We start from the raw sequence: 17,819 nt of genomic DNA on the forward strand, positions 1-17,819 counted from the left end.
CAGACAAGTTTATGGGGGTGGACAAGTGAACGGGTGGATGGGCTGACAAGTAAGTTTGTTTATAAATCTCGCCATTTCAGCCTTGCTTTTCGTTGATTTTCTGCAATTACCAACCGATGGTAAAGAAATTACCACCCGATGGTAAACGAATTACCAACTGATGGTAAACAAATTACCAACCGATGGTAAACAAATTACCAACCGATGGTAAACAAATTACCAGCCGATGGTAAACGAATTACCAACCGATGGTAAATGAATTACCACCCGATGGTAAACAGATTACCACGCCTTGGTAATTTCCTAAAGTAAAGAAAGGAAGAATTTATGCACGCTGATTCATAGCTCTGCTATCCGATACGTCTGTTCAGGATAAGCCGATAAAGAGAGTTCTCACAGATTTCACGGAGCCACAGATTCCCTTCTCATTCCCGACCACAGAGAAGGCAAAGCCTTCAAGGATGACACAGATGCCTGATGGGGAATGATAGGACAATTAGTCTGCAATAGACGTTTGTGCAGAGAAATCTGTGCGTTCCTTGAATGCTTCTGCATTCTCTGTGGTAAAAAAGATATCTGTGAGTTTGTGAAATCAGTGAGAGATAAAGCCCTCTGAAAAGCCAACTGCTTTTCAGAGAAGTCTTATATCCCTTGATTTGGACTTATTCCCGAACCGAACTATCCGACACACGCTTTGCATTCAAGTGATGTTTGCGTGGTCGGATAGCAGCAATAGGATGAGAAAGGAGAGAGTTTAGAACTGATAGGAAAGGCCGAGCAGAAGGTGTCCGGGCATTTTCCGGTAGATGGTCTGCGATGAATAGAAGGACGAAAAACTAACGTTGGTCATATCGTAGCCGTTCAGCTTCAGGAGATTCTCGCCGGAAACGAACAGTTGAATCTTCTTGATTTTATAACGGATATCGAATCCCAAGTCCCACAGGTCGTTCTTGAAAATCTGCGAACTCGTCTTCCAGTAGCCCAGTCTCACGTTTCCGGTGAGCTGCTTGTGGGCGTAGAGAATCTTTTCCCTGATGCTCCACGTGTTGGAAGAGAAGTCGATGTGGCTGTTCTCCACCTTGTGGTGGTTGGTTTTGTAGCCATATTCCAGCTCGAAGTTCCATCTTCTCTTGAATCTCGACGACAGGCCGCCCCCCACAGAGAAATAAGTGTTCTTGCTTTCCTTGAGAATGTCGTCTATGAACATCTGCGAAGTGAACTTATGAGCCGACAGGTTCGCACTGAAGTCGATGGGAGCGAACGGCAACTGCTGTTGCAGGTAGGCACCTCCGTGGAAAGAGTCCGACGGCCCTCCTGCTTTATAGCTGCTGATGTAGTAGTTATCCTTTCTGATGCTGAATATAGCCGGCGATTCCGACGTTCTGTTATACCCCGCATAGATGCCCAACGAAGTTTGGGGATTGAAGAGATGGTAGCTGAAATCGTAGGCAATGTCCTCGGTATAAGGATTTTTAATCTCCGTATTGCCCGACAGAATATTGTATCGGGAGATAATCGGGAGGGAGGTAATCTGCGAGAAAGGCACTCTTCTGACTGCTTTCGATACCTTAAACTCAATATCGTGCATCTGGGTAAATTTGTACTTGAGGCTCAGCGAGGGCAGAATATAGAACTTGTGGTTGCCTCCCAGTGCCGTATTCGTCTGCCAGTTGTGCAGGTTGAACGCCGATTCGAGCGATATGTCCAGTTTCCTTATATGGCTCGTGAGCGACACCTGACTCTGAATTTCATTGAAATCAACGTATTCCTTCTGCTCAATGCGTGGCTCGCCGTATTTGTATTCATACTTCAGGTAGTTGTAGCCCACTCGTGTGTTGAAGGTAAACATTCTGCTGATATTGAGCTTATAGGCTATTTCCGAATTGATTTTCAGGTTCAGGTCCTTGGTGTTCGTCATCAGTCGGTAGCCGTAGAGGTCGTCCGTTCCGGGCAGATAGGTTCTCGGAAGCAGGGCTTCGTTGGTGTTCAGATCCATATCATTGTTGCCGCGCACCAGTTCCAGATTTACCTTTCCGTTGAGGAAGCCTTTCCCTAATTTCTTTGTTGCCATAAGGAAGTTGCTCAGTCGGAAGTTCTTGTAGGCTTCAGAGGTAGACTGGTTGTAATCCTTTACCTCGTCGCTCGACAGCTTCTGCACGTTGTCGCCGTCCAGAAGGCTGAATTTCGATATGTTCACGATTTCCAGTTTCCTGTTCGGCCGCCAAGTTTCCGATAGCTTTATGTTCAGGAATCTGCTGCGCTTGTTGTTCTCAAAGGCTTTGTTCACGGTGTTGTTGCTGTCCAGATACGACTCTATGGACGAACTTCTGTCGCTCACGCTCTTTGCCGTGTAGAGTACGCTGCTCTCCAGAGTGAACTTCTTGTTGGGCACGTGTTTCGTGCTTACTGCCACGATGCCCGCCTTGTTCTTCACTGCGCCGTCGGGAATGCTCTGCATCATCGATTCCGTTTCGTTGAGTTCTCTCATCATTACGCCGTTGCCCACGTTCATGGCAGTAGTAATGTAGTTGAGATAGTCCATATAGGAGATTACCTCGTGCCCGAGATTGTTGCCCGAGAGCAATGCCGTGCCCGAGAGTTTGTCGTAGAGCGAAATGAGCGAAGCCTTTCCGTCTGCCTTGTTCTTGATGCCGCCGCCGGCAGAAAGGTTGCCGGTTATCTTTATCTTCTGTGCCGTCTTTATGTTGATGGCCACCGTCTTTATGTTTTTCAGTTCGTCGCTGAGCTTGTCCGATTGGTAGTTCTTCCATATTTCAGCCCCCGTCATCAGTGCCGCATTCATATTCTTAACGGCAATGCCCGAATTTTCTTTCGAGAAGAGGTCTTTTCCGTCCACGAGCAGATAATCCACTCTTTTCCCCTCGTATGCCACGGCTCCGTTTCCGTCCACGTTTACACCCGGGAGTTTCCTCAGCACGTCCGCCACCGTCATTTCCGTGCCGTTCTTGAAGAAGTTGGTGTTGAACTTCACGGTGTCGCCCACGACTTTCACGCCCGTGTACCGTTGCTTCACGATTACTTCGCTCAGTGTGTGCGTCTCGTCTTCCAAGACTATTTGGAGCATTTCCGGAACGGAATCCACCCTTAGAACTTCTTTCTTGTAGCCGATGCTGCTTGCCGAAACCCATACGGGAAACTGCTTTACTTTCAGTTCAAAGAGTCCTTTCTGTTTAGATATGGCGTAGCTTGTCAGCTTCTTGCACGTGCTGTCGCTGAAGGCATTGATGGTTGCCGCCGTTATTTCTTTGCCCACGAGCGACCTTACTTGTCCTTTTATCGTGTGTTGGGCAGCCATTTCAGTACTGAAGAAGAGCAGCAGCACCGTGGTCAATATATTCAGAATCTTGTTTTTCATATCTTTTTCAGGTTTCGTTCGTTCCGTTCTGCATCTGAATGCAAGTGGTTTGTAAGTTATTGGAAATCAATGGATAAAACATCTGTTTTCAAACGTGCGAAGATTGCATTCCATTCTTCGCAAAAACGCGCTGCAAACGTGCGAAGATTGCGCTGCGTTTTTCGGTCATTTGCAAATCGTGTCTTGTCTGTTCGTAATCATCTCTCGTTCTGATGAGTTTGTATGATGCAAATTCCGTTGAACCAATGAGCGAAAATCTCGGGCAGAAGAGCCAAATAGGCAAAAGGAAGCTCGCCAATGGAGAGAACGTATGTTGAGGATGCGTTTTGCGATTTCCTGTCATACGCTGTCTCTATTGGCGTGTAGGGCAAGATGCCTAATGCTTTCTGATTTCTTTGTATTCAGCTCTCGACACAGCCGTTCCGCCCTTGAGCTCTTCGGGGAGCTTGTCGTCCATAGCGTTTATTTCCTGCAAGGTAAAGAGGAAAAAATAACGTTTGTAGCTTACCACAAGCCCCGGCAGTCCATAGCAGTCGTACGGTCCACAGGTGAAAGGCAAATCGGTGGTAAACCAGGCTTCCATTCCTTTGTTGTCTTTTCTGATGGCTTTTGTGCAGTTCCATCCTCCTATTACCTTGCTCTCGTCTGTTATCTCCCATTCCATTGCAGGCAGGTCATCCTTTATCAGGTATAAAGTGTCATTATACACGGGCTGATAAGTGGTAGTATTATTGATGAAATCTATCTTTCTGTACACCTCAAAGCCGTTTGTTTTCATAATATGCTGAGACTTTGCCGTGTTTTCTACCATTACCACCACACCATCTTTATAGTAAGTGTCGTAAACCACCTTGTCATTTATCGCCTCAGGATGGTTTTGCTGTTCAAACTCTGTTAATCCTAACGGAGTGCGGAAATAGGTTAGTTTAACTCCTTTTTCTGTTTGTGATTGTGCCAACAGGCAGTTGCACATCAGAAGAAAAAGTATTGTGAATGATAAATGTTTCATCGTTAATGGCATTAAGTTTTCTTTTAGAGTAATGAAAATGCCGTCATTTCATTGCTTTTTTGAAAAATATAATAAAAGCAATTGAAACGACGGCATAGTCAATTTAATTTCCTCTTGATGCTAACTCTGGTTCTGTGAAAACCTTCAATGTTACCGTTGTTGTTGTTGTCGTTTTTTCTGAAACTTTCTTGCCGTTTTCATAAGTAACGACTGTCGTTGTTTTGGTAACGGAACCATCATCATTTCTAACTTCCTCTATAAAAGTGAGAGTACGTGTTTCTGCTTGAACTTGTGTAGCATAACCAAACTGCAAGGCTAATGCTGCAAAAAGGACAACTAATTTTTTCATTTTGTTTAAGTTTTTTAAGTTGTTATAATTTAATTTGTAGGTGTTGCAAATTTATAATTTCATATTTAATTACTATCATTTTAATTATTTTTTTTGCAATGTTTAACCTTTTTGGAGAGGAATTTTGTAAACTTTAGGTTTGTTAAATTGAATGAATTGCCATAGTATGGTACTTGATTTTGGATAATGAGTGCAGAAGTCTAATGCTTTTCTATCTTTTCATATTTGGCTCTGGACACAATTTTTCCAGTCTTGGGCTCTTCCGGAAGTTCTTCGTTCATAGTGTTTATTTCCTGTAAAGTGAAAAGAAATATATAGCGTTTGTAGCTTACTACAAGTCCCGGCAGCCCATAGCAGTCGTATGGTCCGCAGGTAAAAGGCAAATCGGTGGTAAACCAAGCCTCTATTCTCTTGTTGTCTTTCCTGATGGCTCTTGTGCAGTTCCATCCTCCTATCTGCTTGCTCTCGTCTGTTATCTCCCATTCTATCGGAGGCAAATCGTCCTTTATCAAATATAGAGTGTTAAGATGTATGGGCTGATAGGTGGTAGTATTGTTGATGAAATCTATCTTTCTGTACAACTCTAAGCCTTCTATTTTTATAGTTGGCTCTGATTTTTCCGTGTTTTCCACTGTTACCACAACGCCGTCTTTGTAGTAAGTGTCGTAAACCATCTTGTCGTCTTCCCACTCTGGACGGTCTTGCGCTGCATAATCAGCTAACAGAGTACGGAGATAGGTTAATTTAACTCCTTTTTCTGTTTGTGATTGTGCAAACAGAAAATTGCACATCAGTAAGAAAAGTATTGTAACTGATAAATGTTTCATCTTGTCTTGATTTGTTTTTTATGATTGTTGTTCGATTTAAGTTTTACAAATTTATGTTTTTCGTATGATTTTTATACCAAGTGCGAAGTGTTTTTGTCAAATTTTAACCTTTCAAGAGATTTGTTTCCCCTCTTGAAATGTATTCGTAAGTTCATTCTCTTGCCACACACTCCCTCTGAATTGGAATCGTATTCGGGGTTAAAACAGCTTATGCCGAATTGTGATGAATATGAAAACAGGGAAAGACAATAAATTAAATGCCGCTTCGTTATTTCATAGTATGAATGTATTTAATAGATTTGCAATATTCTTGTTCGCAATGGCAGCCGTGTTTGTGGCAGCCTGTTCAGACGATGATAGTTTCACTACGTCCACGTCGAGCGTGCTTACGTTTTCCACCGACACGTTACGGCTCGACACTACTTTCTCTAAAGTGCCTACACCTACGAAGACTTTCTGGGTCTACAACCGTTCGGGCGATGGCATTCGGCTCTCAAATGTGCGTCTGGAACAGGGCAATCAGACTGGATTCAGGGTAAATGTAGATGGCATTTATCTCGGTCAGGCGAGCGGCTATCAGGTAAACGGACTCGAAGTGCGCGACAAGGACAGCATTCGTGTGTTTGTGGAGCTGACCTCTCCCGCGAATGGTAATGTGGATCCGACGCTGATCGAGGATAATTTGATATTTACGTTGGAAAGTGGCGTTCAGCAAAAGGTAAACCTGAATGCGTATAGTTGGGATGCGGAACTGCTGAAAGAGGTGGTTGTTTCCAGCGATTCCACCATACAAAGCACGAAGCCCATCGTGATTCAAGGAGGGATTACGGTGAAGGAAGGAGCTACTCTGACCATCGGCGCAGGCACAGTTATCTACTTTTCCAATTCAGCCGGAGTTGATGTGCACGGACGATTGAAAGTGGATGGTACGCCCGATGAAAACGTTGTTTTCAGAGGCGACCGCCTTGATTGGATGTTCGACTATCTGCCTTACGACCGTGTGAGCGGGCAATGGCGAGGCATTCGTTTCCACGAAACGAGCTATGAGAACGAAATAGCCTTTGCTGATATTCATTCGGCGTATAACGGCATTGTGTGCGATTCATCGGATGTGAGCCGAACCACGCTAACGCTGAAGCACAGCATCGTGCATAACTGTCAGGGCTACGGCTTGTTGGCGACCAACAGCAGGGTGGACGTGAGCAATTCGCAGCTTACCAATACCCTGAACGACTGTGCTGCATTCTTCGGTGGATACACCATTTTGAGCCATTGCACGCTCGCCCAGTTCTATCCTTTCGACGGCAATCGTGGCGCAGCCCTTAGATTTGGCGACAAGAAAGGGGATAATGTCTATCCATTACATCAGTTTGATGTCTTGAACACGCTCATTACGGGCTATTCCGATAACGTGATTATGGGTTCATTCTCCGATGAAACCGTGAAAAATTACAAGTTCGATCACAGCATTCTCCGTACAGGCGCACCCAAGGAAATCGATGCCAACATCTATAAAGACGTGATTTGGGAAGACGTTAAAGACACCGTGCAATTCGGCGAAAAGCATTTCGTAAGGATAGATGCCGAAAAGCAATCCTACGACTTCCATCTACGGGACAAGTCGAAGGCGCGCGATGCCGGATATGTATTGGGCAATGGCACCAGTGCTACGGACAGAGACGGAAAAGCAAGGACGAATACGCCCGATATTGGCTGCTACGAATTTTTTGAATAAACAAACTCTCTATTTTGAATAAACAAACCTCGACAAATTATAGAACACTATGAAGACGATAGATTTAAGTATAAAAATTGGTTTCTGTCAGATAGAAGAACTTTCAGAAGAGGAACGGAAATTAGTTGAAGTGGCCATTCAGGCTACGAAGAACAGCTACTCTCCTTACAGCCACTTCGCAGTTGGGGCGGCGTTGCTGCTCGAAAATGGCGACGTTGTAATGGGAGCGAATCAGGAAAATGCGGCGTATCCATCGGGATTATGCGCCGAACGCTCTGCTATTTTCGCAGCCCAGTCCACGCAACCCGAACAGCCGATTACCACTTTGGCGATTGCTGCCCGTAACGGTGGGGGATTGATGCGCGAGCCAATCGTTCCCTGTGGTTCTTGCAGGCAGGTAGTATTGGAGATTGAGGACAGGTACAAACGGCCGGTTCGCGTGCTTCTCTATGGCACCGACGGAGTTTATGTGGTGAATACTATCAAGGATTTGCTCCCCTTGCAGTTTGTAGGGGAGTCAATGAAATAGGAAACGGCTTTTGCTTTTCGGTTCAAGCGAAATGAATCCGGCACGTGTGCGTCTGACAGGAACGACCTGTTTGATGCACACGTGCCGGATTTTCTTGTTTATGGCGTTGGCTTGATTTGCTTTCCAATGGTTGAGGCTGTTCCTTCAGAGCTTTCTGAAACAAATAAAGTTAAATAGTTGTGGGGAATGAAAGAAACGATTACTTTTGCGAAAAACAATATTATTGCGTATGAATATGAAGTTTCTTTTCTGTGCATTGTTTCTGATGTTTTCAACAATGGCAACCGATAGCTGCATAGCTGCACGGCAGACGGTAGCAGACGATACAATCCGTGTGGATTCAGTAGAGAAAATTGTAATGACAGACAATGCTCACGCCGTTGTCTACGTGGATTATCCTGTAAGTGGACCGGCGATTTTGCGCGATTCCATCGAGAAATATATTCTAAATGAATTATCCAGAGGATGGGATGAAAGTGTTGTTTTGAAGCCTCTGCCCGTAAGTAGGGAGGCAGTCGGGCTCCGTGCAAAACGTATTCACGCATCTCTCGACGATATGTATAAGGAGTTTGCAGCATCCGTGGACGATCCCAATGAAGACTACGTGAAGTCAATGATGTACGAAACGGATGTGATGCTGAGGAAAGTCTGCGAAACGGAGGACTTCGTTACTTATACCAACCGTTATTATGAGTATCTCGGAGGCGCGCACGGCATTACAGGTATGGATGGTGTTACCTTTCTGAAGCCGAGCGGAAAGTTGGTTGGCTACGTTGTGGATAATCTGAAACTGACGGAATTGCAGCCCATTCTACGCAAAGGAATTGTGGAATACTTCCAAGAATCCGAAGTGGAAATGACCGAAGAAGAGATTATAGAGTCGCTGTTTGTAGAGGATGGTATTATTCCTTTGCCGTTTTGTAAGCCTTATTTCACGAAGGGAGGACTGACATTTCTTTACGGACAGTACGAAATCGGAGCTTATGCAATCGGAATGCCCAATTTCGTTGTTCCGTACGAAACGATATTCCCTTATCTGACGAGCGAAGGAAAGCAAATTGTCTCCAAGATTCTGAATCGCGAGTAGTCGAGAAGTGAGTTACTGGAAACAGCAACTGGTTTCTTACAGATTGCTTTTCTCGTTCTCTTTTCCCACACTCTGATACGTTATCAAACGTCTCTCCATTTCATATTTGTAAAGTTTGATTACCAAAAAACGCACATATTTTTTCTGCAAAATAGAGATTTCTCAGCGATATTTCCACCATTGAAAACCGATTTTCAGAGCATTAGATTTCAAAAGTCCGAAGACTGCTACACGTTTTTGCGAAGATTAGTGCGCATTTCTGCGAAGATTGCATTACGTTCTTCGCAGAAAAGCAAAGCAAAAATGCGATGAAAAGGGATAAAATAAGGCTGTTAAGTAAGATTTATTGCTCTTTTTCGGAAGTCTTCCGAAAGGTTTTCTATGCACAAAAAGAGAATAAAAGAGCCGAATTTCTGATACTCAAAACATTAGGAATGCACACGCAAAACTCGCATATTTGAAAAATAAAAATATTTATTTCAAAATACGCGAGTTATACAAGCCATTTTGTAAATTTTATTCGCACTCTCAATACTTTTCAAAACTCTTTTTCAAACTCAATTATCCATTATCCGCCAACGATTCATCAGCGTGATTTGCGCCATCTGCGAGAACCCATAACTTCTATTGTTAGCAAGAAAAAAGGTATGATAAACCAAATGTTTACCATACCTTCTTTTTTCTATATTCGGTTTTAATTATTTCTCCTTGCTCACAGGTGTCAGGAGTTTTCTGTATTCGCTTTGATTGCCCAATAATCTGACGGCCTCCTTGTACTGCTTGTCGAACTGGAGGCTGTTTTCGATGGTGCCCCGCTGAAAATAATAGGCCGAAACGAGGTCGGCAGTAATCACTTGCTTGAGCATTTCCTTATTATAATCGAGGTCGTGCGCCAAATTGTGGTTTAGTTTTGCGTTCAACGCATCAAATTCAGCCTTTGCATCGTCGTAATAGCCTTCAAATTTAGCCAGTTTTACGAGATTTTCCATATATTTTCTGCTCTCACGGTCGTATTTGAAACCACTCTTGAGCACTGCCTGCTTGAAGCTCTCAAAGTCGGCGTCCGAAATCATAAAGTCCTTTGCAGGGACAATCGTAGGATGATTCTTCAAGTATTCCAGTTCCCAATTAAGCATCACTTCCGTAGAGTCGCGACCGGTGGAAGCGAGATAGAATGCAATGTTTGGCAAGGAGTCGGGCAGCACCTCTATGTCGGGCTTTATGCCACCACCGTCGCGTACCTCACGCCCGTTGGCTGTGTGGAAAACCTTCGTCAGAGAGTCCGGCACGTGCTCCATATAGCCGCCGTTTTTGTGCTTATAGTTGATGGCCTGAATGCAACGGCCGCTCGGAATGTAGTATTTGCTTGTAGTCAGCTTGAGATTGCCGTTGTAGGGGAGATCCATCGGAGCCTGAACCAGTCCTTTTCCATAGGTACGTGTGCCAAGAACCACGGCACGGTCGAGATCCTGCAAGCTGCCGCCGGTAATTTCGCTCGCGCTTGCTGTTTCGCCATTCACGAGCACCACAATCGGCATCACGGTGTCGATGGGTTCGACGGTAGTCTTATATTCGCGGTTGGCACGTTCGAGCTTACCGATTGTCTTTACCAACGTGAGTCCTTTGGGCACAAACATATTCACGATGTTGATGGCTTCCTGAAGACTGCCGCCGACATTGTTGCGCAAGTCCAGCACGAGCGCCGCCATTCCCTGCTTCTTCATTTCGAGGAAAGCACGGCGCACATCCTTGGAACAGTCGGTAGTGAAGGAGTTCAGATTAAGATAGCCGATGCCGTTCGCCTGTAAACCATAATAAGGTACAGCCGGAAGCTGAATGGCTTTGCGTGTAATCTTGAACTTCATCGTCTTGCCCGTCATCGGACGCTTGACTTTCAGAATGAAAGTAGTGCCCGCGTCGCCCCGAAGATGCTCGCTGACATAGCTCACGGATTTCTTTATCATCGTGGAATCGTCGATGGACAGAATCACGTCGCCCTTCTTCAAGCCCGCTTCGGCAGCCGGCATATTCTCGTAGGGTTCGTCGATTACCACGTTGTCGAGTACAAGATTGTAGCGGATGAGCGCACCGATACCTGCATATTTTCCCGAAATCATCATATTAAGGTCTTTTACCTTCTCTTCAGGATAATACACCGTATAGGGATCAAGCGAATGCAGCATTGCATTGATTCCGTATCCCACCACCTCATCGGCATCGAGTGTGTCTACATACATCATATCAAGATATTTGTAGATAGCCGTGAACGTCTCGAGATTCTTTGCCACCTTGTAGTTATGATCCTTATCAGTCTTGGCTTCCGTCTGTGCATTTGCGCCAACGGCAGCCATCAGCAAACCAACAAAGAGGAGTATCTTCTTCATCATAATTCTTTATTATATAGTATATGTTTGCGTATCACGACTTCCGAAAGCGCATTGCTTACGAAGCCAGAATAATGCAAAAGTACATTAATATAATGGAATAAGACGGAGAATGTCGGTAAATTTACAAAAAATTAGAACAACAGAAGCAAACAGACTAAGGTAGCTTAGTCTGAAAGTAAGCTAAAAAAGCAGCGTCCGAATCTATTGAATCTATCAAAACACAGCTATGCGAACGACACGACGATGGCTCGTCCAAAGCAGTTTGTTTGGGAATCAATCAGCACGCTGTCGTAGGGTTGGAGCGTCGCCTTGCCCATTTGCAAAGCTTCCAATGCAAATATCAGCGAACGCGTATTGATTACTATTTCGCCAGAAACAACAGATACTTTCACATTCGTGCCTTCACGGTAAATCACATTGAAGTCGATAGCCCCCTGAGTATTTGTCGAACGTATTTTATCGCTGCCGTCAAAGAAGAAAGGTTCATTCCATTTCAGGCTGATGCGTTCGCTGTCTCGGAAGAGCGTGATGTCTCCATCTACTGGAAGCAGACAACGCCTGTAACCGGTGAAATCGCTGAAAGTGCTTTCCGGAGACTCAATTACTGCCGAGGAAATGCGTAGGTCGAAATTGCGTTCGACTAAACTGCTGCCTTGTGGTTGTATCAGTATCTCGCGTGTGACGCCCCCTTTCCATTCCGTAACCTTGTAGTTCTCTTGCCTGATTATTTCCATCATCATTAGATTTTTCGATTATTGCCCCAAAAGTAATCATTTTTTCTGATACAATACCCCCTTTTCTGTATTTTAATGTTCAAAACCCCTGCTTCAGGTTGCCTCTTTAATTTCTTTTGCTCTGAATAATAATAGCTTATACTATTTGTTCTCGAACACCTGTCTTTGTATCAGAAACCATAGACAGCCATATCATAATCCTTTCTCTTTTCCCTTCATCTTCCTTGCAAAGAACTTTTTTACATCTTTCAGTTCATTTTTTTTGTAAAAAATTTGGTGGTTTCAAAAAAACGCTATACCTTTGCACTCGCTTAAAAGAAATAAGCAAAACCTGCTTCAGTAGCTCAGTTGGTTAGAGCACCTGACTGTTAATCAGGGGGTCGTTGGTTCAAGCCCATCCTGGAGCGCACAAAGAGACAACTTATGGTTGTCTCTTTTTTGTTTTATATACTTTACTTCTACAAACTATATAGCCGAATAATACATTTAATTAATCTATGTTTTTAAGTACCATAGAAATGAAAAAATACTGTAAATAAAGTCATTTCTCAGTGTTGATGAGAATTATAATATTCTTTGCATTGCGAATAAAATTTACAAAACGGCTTGTATAATTCGTGTATTTTGAAATAAATATTTTTATTTTTCAAATATGCGAGTTTTGCGTGTGCATTCATAATGTTTTGAATATCAGAGAATCGTCTTCTCTGTTCTCTTTTTGTGCATAATAAGTCCTTCGGATTAGTTCTTAAAAAGAGCAATAATTCTAACTTAACAGCCTTATTTTCTTCCTTTTCATCGCATTTTTGCTTTGCTTTCCTGCGAAGACCGTAATGCAATCTTCGCAGAAATGCGCACCAATCTTCGCAAAAACGTGTAGCAATCTTCGGACTTTTGCATCCTGATACTTTGAAAACAGCTTCTCAATAGTGAAAACACTCCTGACAATTCTCTAAATTGCTGAAAAAATATGCACGTTTTTTGGTAATCAGATTTTACAAAATTGAATTGGGGACGCGTTTGATTGATTTTCCTCTTTTAAGTCTTTCTCACCTTATGATAATCTTTCTCCACTCTTTTTTCGTCTTCGGCTTGACAATACAGAAAAGTTTGCGTATATTTGCTTTCGACTAAAAATTTAAATTGATAAGTAACATTTTGGAAAAGCAGACCATATAAAAACAAAAAAGGTGAGTTGCCCCACCTTGAATGTTTTCACAACGGAATGATCCTTATTGTGATTTGCTTGAAAATATGTTGCAAATATAACAATTTAATAATCTACTTCCAAATAAAAACGAAGAAAAAGATGAAAAAATGAAAACAATCTTAGGATTAGACTTGGGAACCAATAGTATTGGTTGGGCCGTAGTCTTTGTTGATGATGAAGGGAAATTCGTGCAGAAAATTAAATTGGGAAGCAGAATTATTCCTATGAGTCAGGATGTGTTGGGTAAGTTTGATAGTGGAGTTACTGAATCACAGACTGCTGTTCGTACGGGATTCCGTGGAGTGAGAAGAATTCGTGAGCGTAATCTTCAACGGCGCGAACGCCTGCACAGAGTGTTGCACACTTTAGGGTTTCTGCCAAAGCATTATGATTCGGCAATAGGATGGGACAGGAACAGGCCGACAACCTATGGTAAGTTTCTTGACCACGCTGAACCCAAGTTGGCGTGGGAGCAACAGGAGGACGGAAGTATGCGTTTCCTGTTTATGGATTCGTTCTGTGAAATGATGGCGGACTTTGCACGATGCCAACCTCATCTTATTGCCAATGGAAGGAGGGTGCCATTAGACTGGACTATCTATTATTTGCGAAAAAAAGCACTTACACAAGCTATAACAAAGGAAGAATTAGCTTGGATATTGCTTAATTTTAATCAGAAGCGTGGTTACTATCAATTACGTGGAGAAGAAGATGAAGAAAATCCAACGAAGAAAGAAGAATATTACGAACTTAAAGTTGTCAGTGTAGAGGCTGATGAGAATAATAAAGGTAAGGACACGTGGTACAATGTACATCTGGAAAATGGATGGATATATCGTCGCAGCAGTAAGATCTCGCTTGATAATTGGGTAGGTAAAACCAAACAATTCATTGTTACTACTGAATACGAGAAGGATGGTATAACCTTGAAAACCGATAAAGAGGGAAATGTGAAACGTTCGTTTAGAGCACCCAAGGAAGATGACTGGGGATTGCTGAAGAAACAAACGGAAGGGCAATTGGAAAAGTCGGGAAAGACAGTTGGTGCTTTTATCTACGACCATATTCTTGATAATCCTTCTGATAAAATCAGAGGTAAGTTTGTGAGAACTATTGAACGCCGCTATTACAAGGACGAACTGCGTGCTATTCTTACGGCTCAAAGTAAGTATCACGAAGAATTAAGAGACGGCACAATGCTGGCTGCTTGTGCGGAAGAACTCTATAAGGGAAATTTGCCCCATCAGCAAAGTTTGTTGAAGAAAGATATGTCGTACCTTCTTCTTGATGATTTGTTGTTCTACCAACGTCCGTTGAAAAGCAAGAAATCTTTGATTGCTGATTGCCCTTATGAATATTATGAGTACGTTGATAAGGAAAGTGGAGAAATAAAGCGCCAGACTATCAAGTGTATTGCCAAATCCAATCCATATTTTCAGGAATTCCGTTTGTGGCAATTCATTATTAACTTGCGTTTATTCGACCGGACGGATGATAAGGAAGTTACGGAAGAGTATTTGCCATCGAAGGAAGCCTATGCTCGCTTGTTTGCATATTTGAACGACCGCAATGATATCAATCAGGAAACATTGCTGAAAGACTTCTTTAAGCTGAAGAAAGAGAAGATGGGCAATGATAAAGTGTATCCGATTCGTTGGAACTACATTGAAGACACGTCCAAGAAATATCCTTGCAACGAGACTCGCCACGAATTGTTGGTGGCATTGCAGAGGGCAGGTATAGACAAAGAGTGGTTGGCCGACAAGAGACTGGAGTATCGGCTTTGGCATTTGCTTTATTCCGTAGAAGCGAAGAGTGAGGCTGAAACGGCACTTCAGAAATTGAAAGACGATGAGGCTTTTGTAAACTCATTCCTGAAAGTTAAGCCTTTTAAAAAGGAATATGGTGCTTACTCTGAAAAAGCTATCAAGAAGCTGTTGGCTGTGATGCGTATGGGCAATGACTGGAATGAAGACAATATCTGCGTGGACACGAGAAAGCGGATAGAAGACATCATAAACGGCGATATAGATGAAAAGATCAGAAGCAGAATGGGGCAGGGTATGCGTTCCTTTGAAAGTGTATCTGATTTTCAGGGGTTGCCGGAATGGCTGGCTTGTTATGTGGTTTATGGAAGACATTCTGAAGCTACGGAGATTCAGCGTTGGGAAACTCCTGAAGAATTGCTGAATTACGTAAGGTTCGGATTCAAGCAGCATTCTCTCCACAATCCGATAGTTGAGCAATGCATACTTGAGAGTTTGCGCACGGTTCACGATATTTGGAAAGAAGTGGGGCATATTGATGAAGTTCACATTGAATTGGGGCGAGAAATGAAAAGCACATCGGCTCAGCGTGCAAGTCGCACCCAAGCTATATTGAAGAATGAGAATACCAATTTACGCATCAAGAGTTTGCTGATGGAGCTAAAGAACGATGCCGGCATTGAAAATGTTCGTCCATTCTCTCCAATGCAGCAAGAAATATTGCGCATTTATGAAGAAGGTGCGTTGCTGGAACTTACCAAGGAGGATAAGCAGTTTGATGAAATAAGTAAGATTTCTCAAATGGCGCAGCCGACGGCTAATGAGCTGACAAAGTATAAGCTGTGGTTGGAACAGAAGTATCGTTCTCCATATACGGGAAAGCAGATTTCGTTGGCGAAGTTGTTTACCTCGGCATATCAGATAGAGCATATTATTCCCCAGAGCAGATATTTCGATGATTCGTTCTCCAACAAGGTTATTTGCGAGTCTGAGGTTAATTTACTGAAATCCAATATGCTTGGATATGAGTTTATAAAGAACCACGGTGGAGAAATAGTGCATTGTACGATGCTGGGCGATGTGAAAGTCTTCAACGAAGATGAGTATAAGGCGTTCGTAACCGAGCATTATTCAGCTCAAGAGGCAAAACGGAAAAAGAAGAATCTGTTATTGGAAGACATACCTGATGAGTTTTTGAATCGTCAGATGAACGACAGTAGATATATCAGCAAGGTGGTCAGAACTCTGCTCTCAAATATAGTTCGCACAGAAGATGAAATGGAATCTACGTCTAAATTCGTCATTTCTTGCACGGGAGGAATCACTGACCGATTGAAGAAGGATTGGGGATTGAATGATGTTTGGAACAGCATAGTCTATAAGCGTTTTGAAAGACTCAATCAGATTACGGATACGGAAGCGTTCGGACACTGGGAAAACAAAGATGGCAAGCGGGTGTTCCAGACCTCTGTGCCATTGGAATTGCAGCGTGGATTCAATAAAAAGCGAATCGACCATCGGCATCACGCTATGGATGCGCTTGTGATAGCGTGTGCGTCGCGCAATATCATTAATTATCTGAATAATGAATCTGCAAACAGTCCAGAGAAAAGAGAAGATTTGCGTCGTAAGCTTTGCGATAAGAACAGGATTATCCGTAAGCCTTGGGAAACTTTCACGCAGGATGTGCGTAAAGCTCTGGAAGACGTAGTCGTTAGTTTTAAGAATTATGTGCGCGTAATAAACAAGGCGACAAATTATTATGAAAAGTATGATGAAAGTGGAAAGAAGATAATTTGCAAGCAAAAGGGAGAGGATATGTGGGCTATCAGAAAGCCTATGCATAAGGATACCGTTTTCGGACGTGTGAATTTGCGTCGTAAAGAAACTGTCGTTCTTTCAAAGGCTTTGGATAATATATCTTCTATTTGTAATAAGGAGTTACGGAAGTACATTAATGGTTTGATAGCAAAAAACTTTAATAAGAAACAATTGTTGGCACATTTTAAGAGCTTGAATTATCGTTGGAATAGACAATATGTTTCAAAGATTGACGTATGGGTGAATAGCGATGAAAAAGAGCCGATGGTGGCTACGCGTAAGCCTCTTGATATTTCTTTTGACAAGAAACGTATAGAATCTATCACTGATACGGGTATTCAGAAGATTCTGCTCAATTATCTTGCATCAAAAGGCGATGATCCAGCAATGGCCTTTACTCCCGAAGGGATTGCCGAGATGAATAAGAATATTTCGCTGTATAATAATGGAAAGTATCATCAGCCGATAATGAAAGTGAGACTGTCTGAACCATTGGGAGCCAAGTTCCCAATAGGTCAAACAGGTAATAAAAAAGAAAAGTACGTTGAGGCTCAAAAGGGTACTAATCTTTATTTTGCTATTTATGAAAATGATAAAGGCGAAAGAAGCTATAATACTGTTCCACTCAACGAAGTTGCAGAACGTTTGAAACAGGGACTTTCTCCTGTTCCTGAGGTTGATGATCAAGGTGTGCCTTTGAAATTCTATCTGTCTCCTAACGATTTGGTTTATGTGCCATCAGAGGAAGAGGTAGCTTTGAATGAATGTAGGATGGATAAGAGTAGGATATATAAGGTGGTAAGTGGAACTGGAAAAGATTGCTTCTTCTTACCTAATAGAATAAGCAAACCTATTTTCGAAAAGGTGGAATTTGAAGCTAAAAATAAATTAGGTAGAGCCTTGTCGGGTGAAATGATTAAGACTGTCTGTTGGAAACTGGAAATTGATCGTTTGGGCAATATTCGTAAAATCATTAAATAGTATGGCTT

General features: G+C 42.8%; 10 protein-coding genes and 1 tRNA gene. 5 read left to right on the plus strand and 6 right to left on the minus strand.

Going from position 1 to position 17,819, the window contains the following annotated elements; translation table 11 throughout:
* Positions 1–754: 754 nt before the first annotated feature.
* From P150_RS0108390 to P150_RS16885, 4 genes are all read right to left on the minus strand, one after another.
* Positions 755–3,376 (minus strand): hypothetical protein, encoded by a 2,622-nt coding sequence (locus tag P150_RS0108390; RefSeq protein ID WP_028897298.1) that lies wholly within the window; start codon positions 3,374–3,376, stop codon positions 755–757.
* Between the two features lie 376 nt (positions 3,377–3,752).
* Positions 3,753–4,385 carry a GLPGLI family protein gene (locus tag P150_RS16880; protein WP_197018066.1) on the minus strand — a complete coding sequence of 211 codons (633 nt, stop codon included), beginning with the start codon at positions 4,383–4,385 and terminating at the stop codon, positions 3,753–3,755.
* 103 nt (positions 4,386–4,488) lie between these two features.
* Positions 4,489–4,734 carry a hypothetical protein gene (locus P150_RS0108405; protein ID WP_028897301.1) on the minus strand — a complete coding sequence of 82 codons (246 nt, stop codon included), beginning with the start codon at positions 4,732–4,734 and terminating at the stop codon, positions 4,489–4,491.
* 200 nt (positions 4,735–4,934) lie between these two features.
* Positions 4,935–5,561: a GLPGLI family protein gene (locus P150_RS16885; protein WP_081819305.1), complete on the minus strand. Its 627-nt coding sequence runs from the start codon at positions 5,559–5,561 to the stop codon at positions 4,935–4,937.
* Between the two features lie 280 nt (positions 5,562–5,841).
* On the opposite strand from P150_RS16885, the gene P150_RS0108415 reads away from it, so the two are divergent.
* The 3 genes from P150_RS0108415 to P150_RS0108425 all read left to right on the plus strand — a co-directional run bounded on the left by P150_RS0108415 (position 5,842) and on the right by P150_RS0108425 (position 8,912).
* Positions 5,842–7,296 (plus strand): right-handed parallel beta-helix repeat-containing protein, encoded by a 1,455-nt coding sequence (locus P150_RS0108415; protein WP_155952977.1) that lies wholly within the window; start codon positions 5,842–5,844, stop codon positions 7,294–7,296.
* A 49-nt stretch (positions 7,297–7,345) separates the two neighbouring features.
* Complete coding sequence (gene cdd, locus P150_RS0108420) at positions 7,346–7,825, plus strand: cytidine deaminase (protein ID WP_028897304.1); 480 nt, start codon at positions 7,346–7,348, stop codon at positions 7,823–7,825.
* A 229-nt stretch (positions 7,826–8,054) separates the two neighbouring features.
* Positions 8,055–8,912: a DUF3298 and DUF4163 domain-containing protein gene (locus P150_RS0108425; protein WP_028897305.1), complete on the plus strand. Its 858-nt coding sequence runs from the start codon at positions 8,055–8,057 to the stop codon at positions 8,910–8,912.
* A gap of 698 nt (positions 8,913–9,610) precedes the next feature.
* On the opposite strand, the gene P150_RS0108435 is transcribed toward P150_RS0108425, so the two are convergent.
* Positions 9,611–11,296 carry a S41 family peptidase gene (locus P150_RS0108435; protein ID WP_028897306.1) on the minus strand — a complete coding sequence of 562 codons (1,686 nt, stop codon included), beginning with the start codon at positions 11,294–11,296 and terminating at the stop codon, positions 9,611–9,613.
* A gap of 227 nt (positions 11,297–11,523) precedes the next feature.
* On the minus strand, positions 11,524–12,039 hold the full coding sequence (locus P150_RS0108440) for a HutD family protein (protein ID WP_231477589.1): 516 nt from the start codon (positions 12,037–12,039) through the stop codon (positions 11,524–11,526).
* A gap of 327 nt (positions 12,040–12,366) precedes the next feature.
* Between P150_RS0108440 and P150_RS0108445 the strand changes: the two genes are divergently transcribed.
* Positions 12,367–12,440, plus strand: a tRNA-Asn gene (locus P150_RS0108445).
* Positions 12,441–13,350: 910 nt separating this feature from the next.
* The gene (gene cas9 / locus P150_RS0108455; RefSeq protein WP_028897309.1) at positions 13,351–17,811 is read left to right on the plus strand and encodes a type II CRISPR RNA-guided endonuclease Cas9; all 4,461 of its coding nucleotides are present in this window, start codon (positions 13,351–13,353) and stop codon (positions 17,809–17,811) included.
* Positions 17,812–17,819: the final 8 nt, after the last annotated feature.

The organism is Prevotella sp. HUN102, from assembly GCF_000688375.1.
In the GTDB taxonomy this organism is placed as follows: domain Bacteria; phylum Bacteroidota; class Bacteroidia; order Bacteroidales; family Bacteroidaceae; genus Prevotella.